Source organism: Pseudomonas sp. FSL L8-0168 (genome assembly GCF_037976155.1).
GTDB classification, from domain to species: Bacteria; Pseudomonadota; Gammaproteobacteria; order Pseudomonadales; family Pseudomonadaceae; genus Aquipseudomonas; species Aquipseudomonas paracarnis.
Genome location: NZ_CP150262.1, coordinates 526,383 through 545,808 on the forward strand (window position 1 = coordinate 526,383; position 19,426 = coordinate 545,808).

Below are 19,426 nucleotides of genomic sequence, written 5' to 3' on the forward strand. Positions count from 1 at the left end.
ATCTTCAGTACTTGTAAGCCTGGCGACCAATCAGCAGCCATTTGCCATGCTGTTTTTGCCAGACCTGGAAGTTATCGATATCGGTTGGTGTGTCCACACCGCTGTTCACTGCCAGGGCGTGGAAGTGGTTGCGCACCAGGGCGGTATCGCCATTGAGGGTGATGGTCTGGTTTTGCATCTCCAGGGTTTTGAATGCGCTGGTATGGGTTTCCAGGTCGGCAATGAATTGCGCCTTGTTCTGCACCTTGCCGCTGGAGTGGCCGTAGGTGAGCTTGTCGGACGTCAGTGCATGAAGCTGCTTGAGGTCCAGGTGCAGCATGGCTTGGGTCAATTGATCGACTGCCTGGGCTACATCCTTCTCGGCTGCGCCGGGCGCGGCGGCGACGTAGCCGCAGAACAGGCACAGAAATCCGATCAGCACTTTGAAGTTGGGCATGGGGGTTTTCCTTATTGTTGTTGGGAAATACGACGAGGTATGTCGTCGTACAACCATGCAATATTCTCAAGGGGGAAGGAAAGTGAAATTTGCAGGAGCTTGAGGTGAGGAGGCGCTAGAGTGTTAATCACCATCCGCGCAGCCGAGGTACATCATGGATTTTGACTGGCACAGCGACGTCATCACCCGTGCTACACCCGTCACCCCTAGCTACAAAAACACCCAGAACGTGCGCCGCTTTATGCTTGAGCAGTGCGGCCCGGCGTTCAAGTTCAACCGTCCATTCATGGCGTGGATTCGTAATGGCGCACCCAAGACCTTGGGGGAAGTGGTGGAGGAGTGGCAGCGTCGCAACGAGGTTCTTCGGTCGTCGCACCACGGTGTTTGAACTGAAATATGAACAAAAAGTGTGGGAGCGGGCTTGCTGTGGCGAGGGAGCTTGCTCCCGCTCGACAGCGCAGCTGGAGCCGGCTTTTTTGGGGCGCTACGCACCCCAGCGCAAGCAAGCTTGCTCGCCACAGCAAGCCCGCATTTGAATGAGGAGCCCAGCTAGATAGCCGCCAGCGGTGGCGTACGCGGCGGGATCATCCGTTTGCTGCCGGTGGCTTCGAACGCCGAGGCAAAGCGCAACAGCGCCGAATCGTCATAGGCACGCCCGGCGAAGGTCAGCCCCACCGGCATGCCAATGTCCGCCATCACGCCCATCGGCACGGTGACGGTGGGTACGCCCAGGTGGCGGATGGCGAGGTTGCCGTTGGCGACCCATACGCCGTTGCTCCAGGCGATATCGGCAGACGCTTCGTTCACATCGGCATCGGCCGGTCCTACGTCGGCCACGGTGGGGAACAGCACGGCGTCAAGCCCCAGGGTGTCCATCCAGTCTTCCAGGTCCAGGCGCCGGGTTTGCTCCAGGCCGCGCAGGCCATCGGGCACGGTGCTGATCTGGTCCCATGAGGTGATGCCGCGTTGGGCCATGCGCACGTATTCGTCCATGCCGGCGGCCAGGTCGTCTTCACGGTTGGGCAGGGTGCCGGGGTCGTGGGGGAAGATGTTCGGCCCGTCCACATCGGCCAGGCGGTTCAGGTGCGGGTCGCCGTTGGCGCGCAGGAAGTCATCGAAGGCCCAGGCTGACAGTTCCCACAGTTCGTCGTGGAGGAACTCTTTAGAGACCAGGCCACGGGTAAACACCGTCGGTGCGCCGGGGCGGTCGCCTTCGCAGTTGGACACCAGCGGGAAATCCACTTCGATCACTTCGGCACCCGCCGCTTCCAATGCCTGGCGCGTGGCTTGCCACAGTTCAATCACCGTGGCGCGGGTGTGGATTTTTTGCCCGGTCGGGCCGCCGATACCGGGTTTTTCGCTGGTGCCAGCCTCCGGGTCGGCGTTGATGTACATGCGCGGCACGCCAAAGCGCTTGCCGGCCAGGCTTTCGCTGTTGACTGCCAGCGCCGCGTAGGACTCCGGGCGCACCGAGGTGACGCTGGGGATTGGCACCCAGGGTTGCAGGCGCCACAGGTCGCCTCGTGTGTCCGGGTCTTCGGCCACCACGACGTCGAGCACTTCCAGCAGGTCGGCCATGGTGCGAGCGTAGGGCACTACCACGTCCATGGTCGGGGTCAGCGGCCAGTTGCCGCGCACGGAAATCACCCCGCGTGAAGGCGTGTAGGCACACAGGCCATTGTTGGAGGCCGGGCCGCGACCGCTGGACCAGGTTTCTTCAGCCAGCCCGAACGCGGCAAAGCTGGCGGCGGTGGCGGTGCCGGCACCGTTGGAGGAACCCGACGCAAACGGCGCGGTGAGGTAGTCGGCGTTGTAGGGGCTTTCGGCGCGACCGTACACGCCACGCTGCATACCGCCATTGGCCATCGGCGGCATGTTGGTCTTGCCCAGGCAGATAGCGCCACCGGCACGCAGACGCTCAATGGTGAAGGCATCGCGCTGGGCCACCAGCTTGGCAAACGCCGGGCTGCCGGATGCAGCCGTCAACCCCTTGACCAGGTAACTGTCCTTGGCCGTGTAGGGGATACCATCCAGTGGCCCCAGGGTTTGCCCCTTGGCGCGGCGTGCATCAGACGCCTGGGCTTCTTTGAGCGCATCGGGGTTGCGTACCACCACGGCGTTCAGTGCAGTGGCCGTCTGCGGGCCATCGTAGGCATCGATCCGCGCCAGGTACGCCTGCACCAGTTCAACTGCCGTGGTCTGGCCGGCTTCAAGCGCAGCGCGCAATTGGGCAATGGAGACTTCAGTAACTTGCATCACGTTTTTTTCGCCGCCTTCAAGTGGGGGTATGGCGGCAGTCTACGTACAGATATTTCACAAAACCAGCGCGGCATACTTCGTGTGGGCGGCGCGCAGGACATCTCGAGAAAGACGTCAGCAACATTGCGAGCGGCAGTCTCTTGTCGCTAAGGTGGCCGCGTTGATTAACGTTGCACTTCAAGGAAGAGACCATGCAAAAACCTTATATCGCCCTGGCGGCCTTGCTGGGATTTACCGTCTATACCGTGGCGACCATGCTCACGGCCGAGCAATCACTGCTGGCATTTGGATGGGAACTGATGTCCAGACCCGATACGGCACAGGTGGTGATTGACCTGTATCTGATGGCGGTGCTGGCGTGTGTGTGGATGTACCGGGATGCGCGTGGGCGAGGGCGGTCGATGGCCTCAGTGCTGCCGTATTTTTTACTGACGGCAGTGTTTGTGTCGGTAGGGCCGCTGCTCTATATCGTGGTTAATGGGTTTTCTCGCCGGGCCATGAAGTGAGGCTTGTTGCTCCCGTGACGACCTGCCAGCGACGCTGATCTGACTGACACACGACGATCCAAAGTGTGAGCTGGCTTGCCTGCGATGGCGGCCTGACAGTTGACGCTTCTATACCTGAAGCACCGCGATCCCACTGTGGGAGCGGGCTTGCTCGCGAAGGCGGCCTGGCAGTCAACACAGTTGGATTGTGGACATATCCATAGCAGATCAAGAGCGGCTCGCTTCGCATCGTGGTTACCGTTGAGCGCTACGGAATTGTGTCGATACCTATGGTCATCGCACGCAAGCCACTCACATCTGGATCGTGGGGGTGTCAGGTAGATAGGCTTCGGCTAGCAGGCCGCCATCGCAGGCAAGCCAGCTCCCACATTTGGATCTAGTGGTGTCAGATAAATATGCGTCGGCTGGCAGGCCGTCACGGGAGCAAGCTCCCTCGCCACAGGTCCCGCGTCGCCCCAAAGTTGTAGATAACTACGGCTATGGGGCGACGTGATCGATCAAACGCCTTTGGTCGACGGCAACAGTACCGTGAGGATGCCCACCAGCGGCAGGAACGAGCACAGCTTGTACACGTATTCGATGCCGTGATGATCAGCGAGCATCCCGAGCAGCGCCGCGCCGATCCCGCTGAAGCCGAACATCAGGCCGAAGAATATCCCGGCGATCATGCCCACATTGCCCGGCACCAGTTCCTGGGCAAACACCACGATGGCCGAGAACGCCGAGGCGATGATAAAGCCGATGACCACGCTGAGTACGGCGGTCCAGAACAGGTCGACGTAGGGCAGGGCCAGGGTGAACGGTGCGGCGCCGAGGATCGAGAACCAGATGACTTTCTTGCGGCCGATCTTGTCGCCGATCGGGCCACCGGCAAAGGTGCCCACGGCCACTGCGCCGAGGAACAGGAACAGGTACATCTGCGAGCTGGCTACCGACAGCTGGAATTTTTCGATCAGGTAGAACGTGAAGTAACTGGTCAGGCTGGTCATGTACCAGTATTTCGAAAACACCAGCACAGCCAATACCACCAGGGCGAAGGTCACGCGGCCTTTGGACAAACCGTGGGTGGCCTGGCTGCCTTGCTTGAGCTTGAACAGGTTGAGGTGGTGGCGGTACCAGCGGCTCAAGCCGTACAGCACCAGGATGGCGAACACCGCAAACAGGCCGAACCAGGCAATGTGGCTTTGGCCGTAGGGAATGATGATCGCCGCCGCCAGCAACGGGCCGAAAGCGCTGCCGGTGTTGCCGCCGACCTGGAAGGTCGATTGCGCCAGGCCGTAGCGCCCACCGGAAGCCAGGCGTGCGACGCGGGAGGTTTCCGGGTGGAAGGTCGATGAGCCCACACCTACCAGCGCTGCCGCGAGCAATATCGCTGGGAAGTTGCCGACAAAGGCCAGCATCAAGATGCCGATCAAGGTGCACACCATGCCCGCCGGCAATAGCCAGGGTTTGGGGTGGCGGTCGGTGTGGTAGCCGATCCACGGTTGCAGCAGGGAGGCGGTCAACTGGAAGGTCAGGGTGATCAGGCCGACCTGGGTAAAGCTCAGGCCGTAGTTGGCCTTGAGCATCGGGTAGATCGACGGCAGTACCGCCTGGATCAAGTCATTGATCAGGTGCGCCAGGGCACAGGCGCCCAGGACGCGCATGACTAAGGGGCTTACTTGCGAGCTGGTCGAAGGTGCGGCGGGTGACGCTGTGACTGTGGACATGCGGGCATTCCGTACAAGGCAACTGACAGGCGTGGAGGCGGGCGGCGGTGATGTGAACCGCCACTCCATCTGGACTCGGCGTTTATGCTAGATTCGGCGCCAATGCCTGTCTCGCGCAATTCGGGCAGAAACCATCGCAAAAAGGGCGAAATGATCAAATCACTGGATAAATTTCTGCGAGAAATCGATGAGGGCGATTGGGCCGTCATCAGCTCGGCCACTGATTACCCCGAAAACTGGGTGATCCCCGAACACAGCCACAACAAGCACCAACTGCTGTACGCCATTGGCGGTGTGATGGTGGTGTACTCGGCCCTGAGGCAATGGACGGTGCCGCCCAATCGTGGCTTCTGGATGCCTTGCGGTCAAGTTCACTCACTGCGCTGCGTAGGTACGCTGAAGATGCGCAGCGTGTTCGTGCGCCCGGACAGCTTCCCCAACTTGCCGGCCGAGCCCAAGACGGTGACGGTCTCGCCGCTGCTGAGCGAACTGATCAAGGCCTCGGTGAGCTTGAAACCGCCGTATGCCGAGGACTCACGGGACGCGCGGATCATGCACCTGATTCTTGATGAACTGGCCATCCTGCCGGCTTTGCCGCTGTCTTTGCCGCAGCCTGCGGACCCGCGCCTGAGCCCGATCTGCCTGGCGTTGCAGGATGAACCGAGTGATGCCTCCACCGTCGCCGACTGGAGTGCGCGGTTGGGATTGGACCAGACCACCATCCAGCGCCTGTTCCGTAAGGAAACCGGCATGACCTTCGGCCAATGGCGCCAGCAGGCGCGGTTGCTGCTGGCGCTGGAGCGCATTGCGGTGGGGGAGAAGATCATCGATGTGGCGTTTGAGTTGGGCTACGAAAGCCCCAGCGCTTTTACCAGCATGTTCAAGAAACAGTTTGGCAAAACGCCGAGTCATTTTTTCAAATAGCGTCGCTCGCCATGCGCGCGTTCGCAGGGCGCCGGGATGCCAGGTAAGCCAGCAGTGTGGCGACTACCAGCAAGGCGGCGCTCAACTCGAAGGTGGCCTGATAACCGCTCAAGTCGAATGCCACACCACCGACGGTGGCACCGGCGGCAATCGCCAACTGGATGATGGCGACCATCAACCCCCCGCCGGCCTCAGCGTCGTCGGGCACGGTGCGCGCCAGCCATGTCCACCAGCCAACCGGTGCAGCTGTCGCTACCAGGCCCCAGCAGCCCAACAGCAGAGTGGTGACAATCGCTGAACCGCCGAACCCCACCAGCGCAAGGGCAATGCCGGCCATGATCAACGGAATGGCAATCAGCGTCGGGTACAGGTGACGCTTGAGCAAATGCTCAATCAACACCGTACCCGCCAGGCCGGCCAGGCCGAGCACCAGCAGCATCAGCGACAGGGTGGACACCTCGACCCGGGTCACGCCTTCCAGGAACGGCCGCAGGTAAGTGAACAGCATGAACTGGCCCATGAAGAACAGGCTGACGGCGCACATGCCCACGGCCACCTTGGAGTTTTTCAGCAGGCGCAGCGCATTGCCGGTGTTCGCTGCGCCGCTGTGCTTGAGCGCAGGCAAGCTCAGCCACAGCCAGGCCAGCGCAATCACGGCCACCGGCACCACGCAAAAGAATGCGCCGCGCCAGCCAATCAGGCCGCCAAGAAAGCTGCCCAGCGGCGCCGCGATCACCGTCGCCAGGGCGTTGCCACCGTTGACGATGGCCAAGGCCCGTGGCACTTGGGCGGGCTCGACCAGGCGCATTGCCGTGGCCGCCGACAGCGACCAGAAACCGCCAATCGCCACCCCAATCAATGCGCGCCCGAACATGAACACCGCGTAATTCGGTGCGAACGCCACCACGCTGCCAGAGACGATCATCAGCAGGGTCAGGGCCATCAGCAGGCGCTTGCGATCCATCCTCGCGGCAACCACCGCGATCACCAGGCTGGTGAGCAAGGCAAACACCCCGGACACGGAAATGCCCTGGCCGGCCTGGCCTTCAGTGATGTGCAAGTCAGCGGCCAGCGGTGTGAGCAGGCTGACCGGCATGAACTCGGAGGCGACCAAGGCAAACGCCGCGAGCGACATCGCCAGCACCGCGCCCCAGCGTTGCGGTTGAGGGATAACGGAACTCACTGCAAGTGGCTCTGGAAGAAGGTGGTGAGCGTGTCAAACGGGATCAGTTCGACGCGGTCGTACAGGTCTACATGGCCGGCGTTGGGGATGACCAGCAATTGCTTGGGCTCGGCGGCGCGTTGGTAGGCGTCTTCACTGAATTCACGGGAGTGCGCGTCGGCCCCGGTAATCAGCAGCAGTGGGCGCGGCGAGATCGTCTCGATATCGTTGAAGGGGTAGAAGTTCATGAACTTGACGTTGCTGGTCAGCGTCGGGCGGGTGGTGGTCTGCGATGAGGCGCCTGCCGGGGTGACTTCGCCGCGCGGGGTGCGGTAGAAGTCGTAGAACTCGTCGCCGACCGGGTCGCCGGTAAGGCTGTGCGGCGTGCCACCGGTGTAGAGGGTCTCGCCGCCCTGGAACTCTACATAGCGCTGGTTGGCGGCCTGGCGCAGGATCTGCTGGCGCTGTTGCAAGGTCATGCCGTGCTTGAGGCCATTGCGGTTGGCCGCGCCCATGTCGTACATGCTGACGGTGGCGATTGCCTTGAGACGCGGATCGATCTTCGCAGCACTGATCACAAAACTGCCGCTGCCACAAATGCCGATGGCACCGATGCGTTCCCGGTCGACCTGTGGGCGAGTGCCGAGAAAGTCCACGGCGGCGCTGAAGTCTTCCACGTAGAGGTCGGGCAACACCGCGTTGCGCGGCGTACCGGCGCTTTGGCCCCAGAACGACAGGTCCAGGGACAGGGTCACGAAACCCTGTTCAGCCATTTTGGTGGCGTAGAGGTTGGCGCTTTGCTCTTTGACGGCGCCCATCGGGTGGCCGACGACCAGGGCTGCGTGCTTTGAGCCTGGGGCCAGGTGTTTGGGCACAAACAGCGTGCCTGCCACCTGCATGCCGTATTGATTGTTGAAGGTGACAGGTTCGGCCGTCACTGTGTCGCTGCTGTAAAAGTTATCCGCACCGTTAGACATATCGGCTCCAAATGAAGAAAGAGAAGTCACCAGCAAACCCAGGGCGAGCAAGAGGCGTTTCATAGGGATGTTCCTTGTGAAGTGTCCGCACATTTTCCGGGTGACGGCAGGGCTTCTGTAGTGCATTTGAGTGGATTACTTGCCTGATCCTCTGAGTTTCAGCGCCAGATGACGACGCCCGTGACTTGCGCGGGTAAAGTGCAATGAAGCATTGAAAGGGTCTGTTATGACGTCCACTCCCACCCCCCTGAACGCGCTGATCCAGTCGATTGGTTCGCGCACCCCGTCGCCCGGCGACTACGCGATGCCGATCCCCGGCCTGGGCTTTTATCGGCGTGAGCAACCCGCTGCGCCGGTGGTGTGCATGGTTGAGCCGTGCATCGTGCTGGTGGCCCAGGGCGAGAAGCAGTTGTGGGTCGGCGGCGAGGGCTACCCCTACGACACGTCCCGGTTCCTGGTGACGTCGCTGGACATTCCGGCCAATTCCGAGGTGCTGGCCGCCAGCCCCGAGCAGCCGTGCCTGGGGCTGACGTTCAAGCTGGACCTGCGCATGCTCGCGGAGCTGATCGCCCAGGGTGGCTTGCCGCCGGTGCGTGAGCGCGCAGTCATGAAGGGCGTGGGGATCGGCACGGTCACCGACGGCATGCTGGCCGCATTCGCGCGCCTGGTGGCGTTGCTGGACGAACCCGAGGCTATCCCGGTACTCGCGCCATTGATCCAGCGCGAGATTCATTACCGGCTATTGAAAAGCGACCAGGCCGGCCGACTGCGCCAGATCTGCTCGGTGGACGGGCAGGGCTATCGAATTGCCAAGGCGATCGACTGGCTGAAGTTGAATTTCGACGGGGCCCTGCGTGTGGAAGAGCTGGCAGCGCGGGTGCAAATGAGCGCGGCGACCTTTCACCATCACTTCCGGCAACTGACCGCGATGAGCCCGCTGCAATACCAGAAATGGCTGCGTCTGAATGAAGCACGACGATTGATGTTGAACGAGCACCAGGATGTCTCCAGTGCCGCGTTCAAAGTCGGGTATGAGAGCCCGTCGCAATTCAGCCGTGAGTACAGCCGGCTGTTCGGGGTGCCGCCCAAGCGTGATATGGCAGCACTGCGGGGCCGGGCGGGTGTCAGTGATCCGCCGGGGTCAGATTAGCGTAGAAGATGCAGCCGATAAGCCGTGCGAACAGGCTCAGGGTTTCCGGCAGGTTCGGGTCGTCGAACAGCATGGCCCGTGAGTCCAGCGCACACAGCGCCCCGAACAGGCGGCCATCGGGCAGAAAGATCGGCGCACCGGCGTAGCTTTCGATGGCGTATTGCTTGACCACCGGGCGTGACGCGAAACGGCCGTTCTGGCTGATCTGGGGGACGAACAGGGTGTGTGGGTTGATGCAGAACTCACTGCACAGGGTGGTTTCCAGGTCGAGTACGTCGTCGACGTTGATGCCCATTTGTAGCGGGTCGTAGGCCGAACACACCACCCATTCCTGGTCGGTGAACTTGGCGATGCCGGCGAATCTCATCCCGGTCAGACGAGTGACCAGCTTGAGGATATTGGTGGTTGCTTCAATTTCGGCAATGGCGGCGCGCTCGTCTGCGCTGAGTAACCTGTGTGCGGCGGTGACGCTTGAAACCATGCTGAACGCTCCAATGGCGTGGTCGCAGGCCGCGACCACGCACAGTCAGGTTATTAGTTGATGCGCGGGTGTTGCTGTACCAGGTTTTCCCGCTTGGTTTGCAGCGCGGCAATCTCGGCATCGATGTCTTCGATTTTCTGCTCGATATTGTCGTGATGCTCCTGCAGCAGCTCCTTGGCTTCTTCCATGTCGGAAGCCGCCGGGGCCGCGCCACGCAGGGGCTTGTTGGCGGTTTCCTTCATGGTCAGGCCCGTGATCAGGCCAACCACCGCAAACACCATCAGGTAATAGGCGGGCATGTACAGGTCGTTGGTGCTCTCCACCAGCCAGGCCACGGCGGTCGGCGTAACACCGGCGATCAGTACCGAGACGTTGAAGGCGCTAGCCAGGGCGCTGTAGCGCAGGTGGGTGGGGAACATTGCCGGCAAGGTCGACGCCATCACACCGATAAAGAAGTTCAGCACCACCGCCAGAATCAACAGACCGCCGAAAATCAGGCCGGTCTTGCCACTGGTGATCAGCATGAAGGCCGGGATCGACAGGAACAGCAGGCCAATGCTGCCGGCGATGATGAAGGGCTTGCGGCCGATCTTGTCGCTGACAAAACCAATGAACGGTTGCACGAACAACATGCCGACCATGATCGCGATGATGATCAGCACGCCGCTGTTTTCGGCATAGTGCAGGTTGTGGGACAGGTAGCTCGGCATGTAGGTGAGTAGCATGTAGTAGGTCACGTTGGTGGCCGCGACGATACCGATGCAGGTCAGCAGGCTGCGCCAGTGCTTGGTGGCGATTTCCTTGAACGAGACTTTAGGGCCGTGGCTCAGGCCTTCGCGGTCACCCTGTTCGAGTTTGTCGACATGCTGTTGAAACGCTGGGGTCTCTTCCAGTGCGTGGCGCAGGTACAGGCCGATGATGCCCAGGGGCAGGGCGAGGAAGAACGGCAAGCGCCAGCCCCAGGCCTCGAATTCTGCTTCACCGAGCACGGTGGAGATCAACACCACCACACCCGCGCCGAGCACGAAACCGGCGATGGAGCCGAAGTCCAGCCAACTGCCAAGGAAACCGCGCTTGCGGTCCGGAGCATATTCAGCCACGAAAATCGACGCGCCGGTGTACTCGCCGCCCACCGAGAAACCCTGGGCCATTTTGCACAGCAGCAACAGGATCGGGGCCCAGATGCCAATGGAGGCATAGCCGGGGATCAAGCCGATGGCGAACGTGCTCAGAGACATGATCACGATGGTGGCGGCCAGGACTTTTTGCCGCCCGTACTTATCGCCCAGTGCGCCGAAGAACAGGCCGCCCAACGGGCGAATCAGGAAAGGTACTGAGAAGGTGGCCAGCGCTGCGATCATCTGCACGCTGGGGGAAGCGTCAGGGAAGAACACCTTGCCCAGCACATAGGCGACAAAGCCATAGACGCCAAAGTCGAACCATTCCATGGCATTGCCAAGTGCGGCGGCGGTGATCGCCTTGCGCATCTTGTTGTCGTCGACAATGGTGATGTCTTTCAATCCGATGGGTTTGACGCGTTTTTTACGTAGTTTCATGCGGGCCACTCAAAAGCTGAACAGGGGAGGTGCCATCGCTACGATGGCACCGCTCTGTCAGTTCAGATACAAGTGGACACGAAATAATTCACCGCTTTGTGTATTTTTTCTCACGGGGGTAAAAATGCCGGGTTCTGGAGGCCGAAGCATGGCTATTGGCAAAACAGATCAAATGTGGGAGCTGGCTTGCCTGCGAAAGCGGTGGTTCAGTCAAAGATTCAGTGACTGACACACCGCCTTCGCGAGCAAGCCCGCTCCCACAGGGGATCTGGGCCAGGCGCAGATTTTGTGGGTAGTACATGACCCATGTGGGAGCTGGCTTGCCTGCGAAAGCGGTGGTTCAGTCGAAGATTCAGTGACTGACACACCGCCTTCGCGAGCAAGCCCGCTCCCACAGGGGATCTGGGCCAGGCGCAGATTTTGTGGGTAGTACATGACCCATGTGGGAGCTGGCTTGCCTGCGAAAGCGGTGGTTCAGTCGAAGATTCAGTGACTGGCACTCCGCTTTCGCGGGCAAGCCCGCACAGGGGATCTGGGCCAGGCGCAGATTTTGTGGGTAGTACATGACCCATGTGGGAGCTGGCTTGCCTGCGAAAGCGGTGGTTCAGTCGAAGATTCAGTGACTGACACACCGCCTTCGCAGGCAAGCCCGCTCCCACAGGGGATCTGTGCCAGGCGCAGGTTTTGTGGGTAGTACATGACCCATGTGGGAGCTGGCTTGCCTGCGAAAGCGGTGGTTCAGTCGAAGATTCAGTGACTGGCACTCCGCTTTCGCGGGCAAGCCCGCACAGGGGATCTGGGCCAGGCGCAGATTTTGTGGGTAGTACATGACCCATGTGGGAGCTGGCTTGCCTGCGAAAGCGGTGGTTCAGTCAAAGATTCAGTGACTGACACACCGCCTTCGCGGGCAAGCCCGCTCCCACAGGGGATTTGTGCCAGGCGCATAACCGATGTGGGAGTTGTCGAGCCCCGGCGAGGCTACGAAGGCGGCGGTACTGTTGGCAGTTGTGTTGCCTGAACTGTCGCCATCGCGGCCTCGCTAAAGCTCGAGCGCTCCCACAGGGGAATTGTCATTGTTAGTCAGGCAAAGCAGGGAAGTCATGTAAATGCCAAGCAGTCATTCACGCCTTACCTACCGCCAACCACGGGCCGCAGACGTTCAGCGATTGTTCGCGATCTTCGGCGATCCACAGACCAACTTGTTCAATCCTGCCGGCCCGCTGCCCAACCTAAATGCGGCACAACGGCTATTGGATCACTGGATTCAACAGTGGGCGTCCCACGGTTACGGCTGGTGGGCGATTGCCTGCAAAGAGAGCCCCGAGCACATCATCGGGTTTGGCGGCATTGCGCCACTTAACTACCTGACGCAGCAGCGCATCAACCTTGGCTATCGCCTGGCCGTCGAGGCCTGGGGGCAGGGGTATGCCACTGAACTGGGGCGGGATGCCCTGGCGCTGGCGTTTGACACGCTATCTCTACCGGAAGTCTTCGGGTTAGTGCGACCCGATCATGCTGCGTCGATCCGCGTATTGGAGAAGCTCGGCATGCAACGTTTTGGCCTGCTGGATGATGTACCCGGCCAAGCGCCCAGCCTGGTGCTCAGGGTTTGTCATCCTACAACTGCACAAGCCTGACATTTTCCTATTCCGCGTAAATCCTCGATAAGCGGCAATCTTTGCGATTGACACTGCGTGGGCGTCTCGTTATAAAACTCGTAGTTGTACGACGACATATGACGTTACATATGTCCTACCTAACAAAAATAAAAAGTGATGCCATGAATCTGAACGAGCCCATCAGTGCCCTTCGTGTCGGCCAGGCGGTCGGCAGCTATCGCTGGACGATCTGCGCGATGTTGTTTTTCGCGACCACGGTCAATTACCTCGACCGCCAGGTGCTCAGCCTGTTGGCACCACAACTGTCGACGCAGTTTGGCTGGAGCAACACCGACTACGCCAACATCGCGGCGGTGTTCCAGTTCGTCTACGCCATTTCCATGCTGTTTGCCGGGCGCTTCGTCGACAGGATCGGCACCAAGGCCGCCTATGTGGTAGCCATTGGTATCTGGTCCACCGGCGCGATCATGCATGCGTTTGCGGTGCCGATGGGCGAGGGTATCGCAGCCGTCAGTGGTGCCATTGGCCTGGCGGTGATCCCGGTGTCCATTGCCGGTTTCATGCTGTCGCGGGCGGTGTTGGCGATTGGCGAAGCGGGTAACTTCCCGATCGCGATCAAGGCCACTGCCGAATATTTCCCCAAGAAAGAACGCTCCCTGGCCACCGGTATCTTCAATTCCGGCGCCAACGTCGGCGCGATCCTGGCGCCGATCTGTGTCCCTCTGATTGCCGGCCTGTGGGGTTGGGAGGCGGCGTTTATGGTCATCGGCATGCTGGGTTTTGTCTGGGTAGCCGTGTGGGCCGCCGTTTACGAAAAACCGGAACAGCAAAAACGCCTGTCACCTGAGGAGCTGGCCTACATCCGCAGCGACCAGACCGTACAACCGTTTACCCCGGCACCGACGGGCACCGCAGGGAAGAAAGTCTCCTGGTTCAAACTGTTGACCTACCGCCAGACCTGGGCGTTTGCCTTTGGCAAGTTCATGACTGACGGCGTGTGGTGGTTTTTCCTGTTCTGGCTGCCGACCTACCTGTCTGCCCAATACGGCATGAAAGGCGCCGATATCGTGATGCCGCTGGCGGTGCTGTACAGCATGACCATGGTCGGCAGTATTGGCGGCGGCTGGTTCCCCAGCTACTTCATGGCGCGCGGCGATGCCCCCTATGACGGGCGCATGAAAGCCATGCTGGTGATTGCGCTGTTCCCGCTCGTGGTGTTGCTGGCGCAGCCGTTGGGTTACCTCAGCTTCTGGGTGCCGGTGCTGCTGATCGGTGTGGGCGCTTCGGCACACCAGGCGTGGTCATGCAACATTTTTACCACCGTGTCCGACATGTTCCCGCAGAAAACCGTGGCCTCGGTGGTCGGCATTGGCGGCATGGCCGGTGGCCTGGGCGGCGTGCTCATGACCAAGATCGGCGGCTGGGTGTTCGACTATTACAAGTCCATCAACGACATCCATACCGGCTACATGATCATGTTTGCCATCTGCGCCCTGGCTTACCTGGTGGCCTGGAGCGTGATGAAGACGCTGGTGCCGCGCCACAAGGAAATCACTGATCTGTGACGCTAGCTAGAAAGGTCATCAAGGCAGCGACGATGACCTCGGGCGCGTCCTCTTGCACCAGATGCCCCGCACGCGGGACGCGCAGGTAGCGTGCACCTAATCTACCTGCGAGCGCGTCGCCCTGTGCCACGTTGATCCATTGGTCTTCTTCGCCCCAGAGCAGTTGCACCGGGCAACGCAGCTCGGCGAGCCGCTCTTCAATCTGGTCGGTATAGCGCTGGTCCATCTGTGCAATCTGGCGATAGAAGGCGGGCTGGCCTACCTCGCCTGTCCAGGGCGTGACATAGGCGTGCAGCACCTCGGCAGGCAGCGGCGTGAAGGCGGCGCCCTGTAGATAGGCACGCACAATCGCCTCATGGATATAGGCCGGCGCGTCGCTGAAGGCCTGTTCATGGCGGCGCACATGCTGCACCAGCGGCGAACCCCAGGGCGCCATGGCGACGGGGTCGATCAAGGTCAGGCTGGCATAGTCGCAGCCATCAAGCAGATGCGTGCGCAGGGCCGTGGCGCCGCCAAAATCATGGGCGAGCACATGGGGGCGTTCCAGGCCCCAATGGTGTAGCAGGGCGGCGAGCAACAGGTTTTGCACGCCCAGAGACACGTCCTGGCCCGGCGCCTGTTCAGACTGGCCATAGCCAAGCAGGTCGTAATAGAACACGCGGTACTGCTGGGTAAACAAGGGCGCGATACGCCGCCACACATGGGAAGAGAACGGCGTGCCATGCACCATCACCAGCGCCGGCCCCTGGGTACCCAGCTGGCCCCAGCGCACAGTTTGATTGCGAAAGTCAAAGGTGTGGGGCAGTGCCAGTGCGTCGTTTGAATGGGTCATGGTTGAATCTCCCCGAAGGTCTGATGGGTTGTGGCGGGTTTTGCCTGCGCCAGGAGGGTACGAACCGCCATGACCACACCGACGAGCACGGCAGCCAGGCCCACGGCTTCCATTGGCGTCGGCCAGCGCCGGTGAAAGCCTAGACCGAGCAGGCTGGCGAAGAGTGATTCCAGGGCAATCAATTGGCCACTCAGTACCATGGGCAGGCGCCGCGTTGCCGCGTTCCAGGCCCAGGCGCCGACCACCGTGGACATCACCGCGATGCCCAGGCTCCAGGCATACAGCGGCCATGCCTGGTTCCAGCCCGCGCCAAGGGTCGGCAGCCGGAACAAGCCCAGCGTGTATAGCCACGGCATCAGGCACAGCGCCGCGCCCCCTGCGCCTACCAGCATCAAGGCGGTCCACAGGCCGGTTGCGCGGGCAGGCAGGCGTGCCAGTTGCTGTTGATTGATGACGCTGAACCCCAGCCACAAGGCCACTGCGCCCAAGGAGAAACATAACCCCGCCAGCCAGGAACCGGTGCCGGAGGCGGGCAGGTGGAGGCTGCTGACTGTCGCCAGCAACAGCCCCACAGTGAGGCAGGACAACGGCATCACCAACTGGCGCCATTGCAGGGTCTTGTGACTGGCGTTGCCTATCAACGCCAGTAGCACCGGGACCATGCCGACAAACGCTGGCGTCAGCACCGGGCCGCCGAACATCACACCGCCAGCAATGCACACGCCATAACCGAGGCAACCCAGTGCGCCCAGTGCTGCCGCCAGTACGCACTGGCCGGTGCTGAGTACACTCAATTGCGCCCTGCACACCATGATCCAGACGAGACCCAGCCCACCGGCCATCAGAAACCGTACGGCCATCAAGTCGTAGAGGCTGTAGACGCCGGTGACGTAGGGCGCAATGAAGTTCAGCGCCCAGCCCAGGGTGGCGACAACGGCCAATATCACACCGGTAAAGAGTGAGGCGCGGGCGGTGGCCATCAGGCTGATCCATGAAGTGAGGGATTCATGGTGCCCAGCGCGGCGGGTGTGCTACAAACGAGTTTTCAGCCTTGGATGCATAACCACAGATTATGAATGCACTTGGCAAAACCTTACCGCCGCTGGCCAGTTTGTTGCCTTTTGAAGCGGCGGCGCGCCTGGAGAGTTTCTCCAAGGCGGCCGATGAATTGCACATTACTCAGGCGGCTGTCAGTCGGCAGATTCGCGGGCTGGAAGACAACCTGGGGGTCAAGCTGTTTTGTCGGCGCAACCGTGGGGTGTTCCTGACGCAAGAAGGGCGTGAGCTGGGGCGGGTGGTCAGCCAGGCCTTGCAGAGCATCAGTGAGGGCGCGGTCAGCCTGAGAACATCGCCCCAGCGCAATCGCGTGGTACTGCTATGCCAGCTATGCGAGGCGTTCTATTGGTTGATGCCGCGTCTGGCGACCTTCCACCAGCAATACCCGCAGATCGAGATCCAGGTGGTGACCTGTACGCGGCCGATCACCCAGTTCGACGGGCATTTCGATGTGGCCCTGCAAAGTACCCGGCGCGCCAGTGGCAGCCATACGTTGATGTTCACCGCCTCCGACGAGGTGTTCCCGGTGTGCAGCCCCGGCTACCTCTGCCCGGAAAAGCCGTTAGCGCTGACTGAATTACAGCCCTGTACATTTCTGCACCACAGCTCCGAGCCGCCGCACTTGATGGAATGGGATGAGTGGCTGCAGATGTTCGGCCACACGTTGCCCAGGGATGCGCGCAGTGCCACCTTCGACAGTTACCCGCTGATGTTGCAAGCTGCCGTGGAAGGGCACGGTATCGCCATGGGTTGGCGTCGTACCGCAAGCCGGCTGATAGAGAGTGGGGCGCTGGTGCGGCCCTGCGCAGAAAGCGTGTTTTTGCCCGAGGCTATTTCGGTCTACAGGCAGCAAGGGGCGGGCAGTCGGGAGGAGGTCACGGCGTTGTTGGCCTGGCTTGACGCACAATTGCAAAGTGACGGCTGACAGGGGCGTCGCTGCCCCTGTCATCTGCGGTTATTGGTTACGCGTGACGCGCCAAATCGTATTGGCCAGGTCGTCGGCAATGATCAGCGCGCCTTTCGGGTCTACCGTCACCCCCACTGGACGCCCACGGGTCTTGCCATCGTCGCCGCGAAAGCCGGTGGCAAAGTCGATGGGCTCGCCCGCCGGTTTGCCGTTGCTGAACGGCACGAAGATCACCTTGTAGCCCACTGGGTTGTCACGGTTCCAACTGCCGTGCTCGCCGACAAACGCGCCGTCAGCGAATTTTTCACCCATGGCGGGGATGGAAAAATCCACGCCCAACGCGGCCACATGGGAGCCCAGGCTGTAATCGGGTTTGATCGCGGCAGCCACCTTGGCCGGGTTCTGCGGTTGTGCGCGGGGGTCGACGTTCTGGCCCCAGTAGCTGTAGGGCCAGCCGTAGAAGGCACCTTCACGCACCGACGTCAGGTAGTCTGGCACCAGGTCGGGGCCGAGTTCATCGCGCTCGTTGACCACGGTCCACAGTTGCCCTGAGCCCGGTTGGATGGTCAGCGCCGTCGGATTGCGCAGGCCCGTAGCGTAGGGCTTATGCGCACCGGTGGCGGCATCGATCTGCCAGACCATTGCGCGGTCGATCTCCACTTCCATGCCGCGTTCGGTGATGTTGCTGTTGGAACCGATGCCCACATACAGCTGACGCCCGTCGTCACTCACGGCCAATGACTTGGTCCAGTGATGGTTGATCTGCGCCGGCAGGTCGGTGACTTTGACGGGCGGGGCGCTGGCCTTGGTCTGGCCGTCGGCGTAGTCAAAGCGCACCAGTGCGTCCTGGTTGGCCACATACAGTTTGCCGTCGGCGAATGCCAGCCCGTAGGGAGCGTTGAGGTTGTCGGCGAATACCGTCTTGAGTTCATAGGTGCCGTCACCGTCGGCGTCACGCAGCAGCGTAATGCGGTTGCCGCCCTTGACCTTGGTGTTGCCCTGGGCCTTGATCACACTGGCGATCACGTCCTTGGGCTTGAGCTTGGCCGCACTGCCGCCACGGCCTTCGGCCACCAGGATATCGCCGTTGGGCAGCACCAGGGTCTGGCGCGGGATCGCAAGGTCGGTGGCGATGGCGGTGACGCTGTAGCCTTCGGGCACCTTGGGCTTTTGATCGCCCCACGGCGTGGGCTCGGCAATCTTCATGCTCGGCAACAGGCTGCTTTGTTGTTCGGGCAGCTTGGGGTCAGGGCCGCGTGCCTGGGTCTTGTCACCTTCGCCGCCACAGGCACTCAGCAACAGGGCGGCGCTGAGCAGGGTCAGTGTGTTGAGTGGTTTCATCGGGCAGCTCCTGAGCGCAGGTTGGTCAAGCCGATCCAGGTGGCGACAATCGCCAGCACGGTGACGATCGCCGACAGCACCAAGCCAGCAGGCATCATGGCGTAGGCATCCTTGGCATGTTGAAAGGCGTTCACCAGCCCCAGCACCCAAGTGCCCAGCAACAGCAGGAAGTACGCCACCGGGCGCCCGCCCTTGTGTTCGGCGCGCACCAGGTTGACCAGTGCAAACAGCAGGGCAAAACCACAGAACACCAGCGCCCCGGCGATCAGCCAGGAGGCAAAATTGGCCCATTGGATCTGGTAGGTCTGGCCGTAGGCGATATCACTGAGCAAGGCCCCGAGAAACAACGGCACGGTGCCGGCAAGCAAAGTCCCGTGCAACGGCCCAGGCCTGACGACGGGGTAAGTGGAGAGGGTAGTCATGTTGGTGGCGGCTCCTTATCGTTCTGCACCCTGGGCTCAGGGCGCGCTGACTTCGCATAGGAAAGGAGCATGGCATTTGCAAGAAAGTTCACTGGGAGGGCGTGTCGAGGTGTGTTTCGATCCGGCGTTCCCCTGCATATGCATAGGTATCTACACAATTTTGGTGCGACGCTGAACCTGTGGCGAGGGAGCTTGCTCCCGTGACGGCCTGACAGCCGACATCTATCTACCTGACACCCCACCATCCAACTGTGGGAGCTGGCTTGCCTGCGAAGGCGGCCTAACAGTCAACACAGTTGGACCGGGTACATATCCGTTATTTAGGTAACGGCCACCTAGGGTTCCGCCCTGACGGCGGCTCACTTTTGAAAAGCGCAAAAGTAAGCAAAACGCTCTTGCCCCACCACTCGGCACCTCGCCTAGGCTCGGTGTGCCCGTAATCCGCCAGTGATTTGGGGGGCCGCCGCCACGCGCCCTCCATGGCGCGGGGCGGCTAAACCGGCATCCCTGCCGGTTTACCCCCC

Annotated in this window: 18 protein-coding genes; 7 read left to right on the top strand and 11 right to left on the bottom strand. The window is 61.3% G+C overall.

All coding sequences use genetic code 11. The features are described 5' to 3' along the window. Nucleotides 1–4: 4 nt before the first annotated feature. The gene (locus MHH62_RS02195) at nucleotides 5–436 is read right to left on the bottom strand and encodes a nuclear transport factor 2 family protein (protein WP_014718653.1); all 432 of its coding nucleotides are present in this window, start codon (nucleotides 434–436) and stop codon (nucleotides 5–7) included. Nucleotides 437–590: 154 nt separating this feature from the next. Here MHH62_RS02195 and MHH62_RS02200 point away from each other — a divergent pair, with 154 nt between their 5' ends. Further along, on the top strand, nucleotides 591–824 hold the full coding sequence (locus MHH62_RS02200; protein WP_014718652.1) for a DUF6434 domain-containing protein: 234 nt from the start codon (nucleotides 591–593) through the stop codon (nucleotides 822–824). A 161-nt stretch (nucleotides 825–985) separates the two neighbouring features. Here the strand turns inward: MHH62_RS02200 and MHH62_RS02205 are convergent, their stop codons facing one another. Further along, the gene (locus MHH62_RS02205) at nucleotides 986–2,695 is read right to left on the bottom strand and encodes an amidase (RefSeq protein WP_198833557.1); all 1,710 of its coding nucleotides are present in this window, start codon (nucleotides 2,693–2,695) and stop codon (nucleotides 986–988) included. A gap of 191 nt (nucleotides 2,696–2,886) precedes the next feature. On the opposite strand from MHH62_RS02205, the gene MHH62_RS02210 reads away from it, so the two are divergent. Then, nucleotides 2,887–3,201, top strand: coding sequence for a DUF2834 domain-containing protein (locus tag MHH62_RS02210; protein WP_014718650.1), 315 nt, complete (start codon nucleotides 2,887–2,889; stop codon nucleotides 3,199–3,201). A gap of 497 nt (nucleotides 3,202–3,698) precedes the next feature. Here MHH62_RS02210 and MHH62_RS02215 read toward each other — a convergent pair whose 3' ends face one another. Continuing rightward, on the bottom strand, nucleotides 3,699–4,910 hold the full coding sequence (locus MHH62_RS02215; RefSeq protein WP_032872382.1) for an MFS transporter: 1,212 nt from the start codon (nucleotides 4,908–4,910) through the stop codon (nucleotides 3,699–3,701). A 102-nt stretch (nucleotides 4,911–5,012) separates the two neighbouring features. On the opposite strand from MHH62_RS02215, the gene MHH62_RS02220 reads away from it, so the two are divergent. Further along, on the top strand, nucleotides 5,013–5,834 hold the full coding sequence (locus tag MHH62_RS02220; protein WP_014718649.1) for a helix-turn-helix transcriptional regulator: 822 nt from the start codon (nucleotides 5,013–5,015) through the stop codon (nucleotides 5,832–5,834). Here the strand turns inward: MHH62_RS02220 and MHH62_RS02225 are convergent. Next, a complete protein-coding gene (locus MHH62_RS02225; RefSeq protein ID WP_339232367.1) occupies nucleotides 5,827–7,017 on the bottom strand; it encodes an MFS transporter in 1,191 nt (396 codons plus the stop codon). The two genes, MHH62_RS02220 and MHH62_RS02225, sit on opposite strands and share 8 nt — an antisense overlap. Then, nucleotides 7,014–8,036 (bottom strand): alpha/beta hydrolase, encoded by a 1,023-nt coding sequence (locus tag MHH62_RS02230; protein WP_019817171.1) that lies wholly within the window; start codon nucleotides 8,034–8,036, stop codon nucleotides 7,014–7,016. The genes MHH62_RS02225 and MHH62_RS02230 overlap by 4 nt, the downstream gene beginning before the upstream one ends. A gap of 163 nt (nucleotides 8,037–8,199) precedes the next feature. Here MHH62_RS02230 and MHH62_RS02235 point away from each other — a divergent pair, with 163 nt between their 5' ends. Next, nucleotides 8,200–9,123 carry an AraC family transcriptional regulator gene (locus MHH62_RS02235; RefSeq protein ID WP_020302595.1) on the top strand — a complete coding sequence of 308 codons (924 nt, stop codon included), beginning with the start codon at nucleotides 8,200–8,202 and terminating at the stop codon, nucleotides 9,121–9,123. Here MHH62_RS02235 and MHH62_RS02240 read toward each other — a convergent pair. Together MHH62_RS02240 and proP are read right to left on the bottom strand one after the other, a co-directional pair. Further along, complete coding sequence (locus tag MHH62_RS02240; protein ID WP_014718645.1) at nucleotides 9,098–9,604, bottom strand: GAF domain-containing protein; 507 nt, start codon at nucleotides 9,602–9,604, stop codon at nucleotides 9,098–9,100. The genes MHH62_RS02235 and MHH62_RS02240 overlap by 26 nt on opposite strands. A gap of 53 nt (nucleotides 9,605–9,657) precedes the next feature. Next, nucleotides 9,658–11,160 (bottom strand): glycine betaine/L-proline transporter ProP, encoded by a 1,503-nt coding sequence (gene proP, locus MHH62_RS02245; RefSeq protein ID WP_014718644.1) that lies wholly within the window; start codon nucleotides 11,158–11,160, stop codon nucleotides 9,658–9,660. 1,106 nt (nucleotides 11,161–12,266) lie between these two features. Here proP and MHH62_RS02250 point away from each other — a divergent pair. After that, complete coding sequence (locus tag MHH62_RS02250; RefSeq protein WP_032872378.1) at nucleotides 12,267–12,797, top strand: GNAT family N-acetyltransferase; 531 nt, start codon at nucleotides 12,267–12,269, stop codon at nucleotides 12,795–12,797. A gap of 143 nt (nucleotides 12,798–12,940) precedes the next feature. Next, a complete protein-coding gene (locus MHH62_RS02255; protein WP_019817168.1) occupies nucleotides 12,941–14,344 on the top strand; it encodes an MFS transporter in 1,404 nt (467 codons plus the stop codon). On the opposite strand, the gene MHH62_RS02260 is transcribed toward MHH62_RS02255, so the two are convergent. Beyond that, nucleotides 14,331–15,176, bottom strand: coding sequence for an alpha/beta hydrolase (locus tag MHH62_RS02260; RefSeq protein ID WP_019817167.1), 846 nt, complete (start codon nucleotides 15,174–15,176; stop codon nucleotides 14,331–14,333). The genes MHH62_RS02255 and MHH62_RS02260 overlap by 14 nt on opposite strands. Beyond that, entirely contained in the window at nucleotides 15,173–16,156 is a 984-nt protein-coding gene (locus tag MHH62_RS02265) for a DMT family transporter (RefSeq protein ID WP_103452488.1), read from the bottom strand. The genes MHH62_RS02260 and MHH62_RS02265 overlap by 4 nt, the downstream gene beginning before the upstream one ends. Before the next feature lie 92 nt (nucleotides 16,157–16,248). Here MHH62_RS02265 and MHH62_RS02270 point away from each other — a divergent pair, with 92 nt between their 5' ends. Next, the gene (locus MHH62_RS02270; RefSeq protein ID WP_339232368.1) at nucleotides 16,249–17,157 is read left to right on the top strand and encodes a LysR substrate-binding domain-containing protein; all 909 of its coding nucleotides are present in this window, start codon (nucleotides 16,249–16,251) and stop codon (nucleotides 17,155–17,157) included. A 30-nt stretch (nucleotides 17,158–17,187) separates the two neighbouring features. On the opposite strand, the gene MHH62_RS02275 is transcribed toward MHH62_RS02270, so the two are convergent. Together MHH62_RS02275 and MHH62_RS02280 are read right to left on the bottom strand one after the other, a co-directional pair. Continuing rightward, complete coding sequence (locus MHH62_RS02275; protein ID WP_014718638.1) at nucleotides 17,188–18,480, bottom strand: sorbosone dehydrogenase family protein; 1,293 nt, start codon at nucleotides 18,478–18,480, stop codon at nucleotides 17,188–17,190. Beyond that, nucleotides 18,477–18,902, bottom strand: a complete 426-nt coding sequence (locus tag MHH62_RS02280; protein WP_054921373.1) for a DUF2231 domain-containing protein — start codon at nucleotides 18,900–18,902, stop codon at nucleotides 18,477–18,479. Before MHH62_RS02280 ends, MHH62_RS02275 begins: the two co-directional genes overlap by 4 nt. Nucleotides 18,903–19,426: the final 524 nt, after the last annotated feature.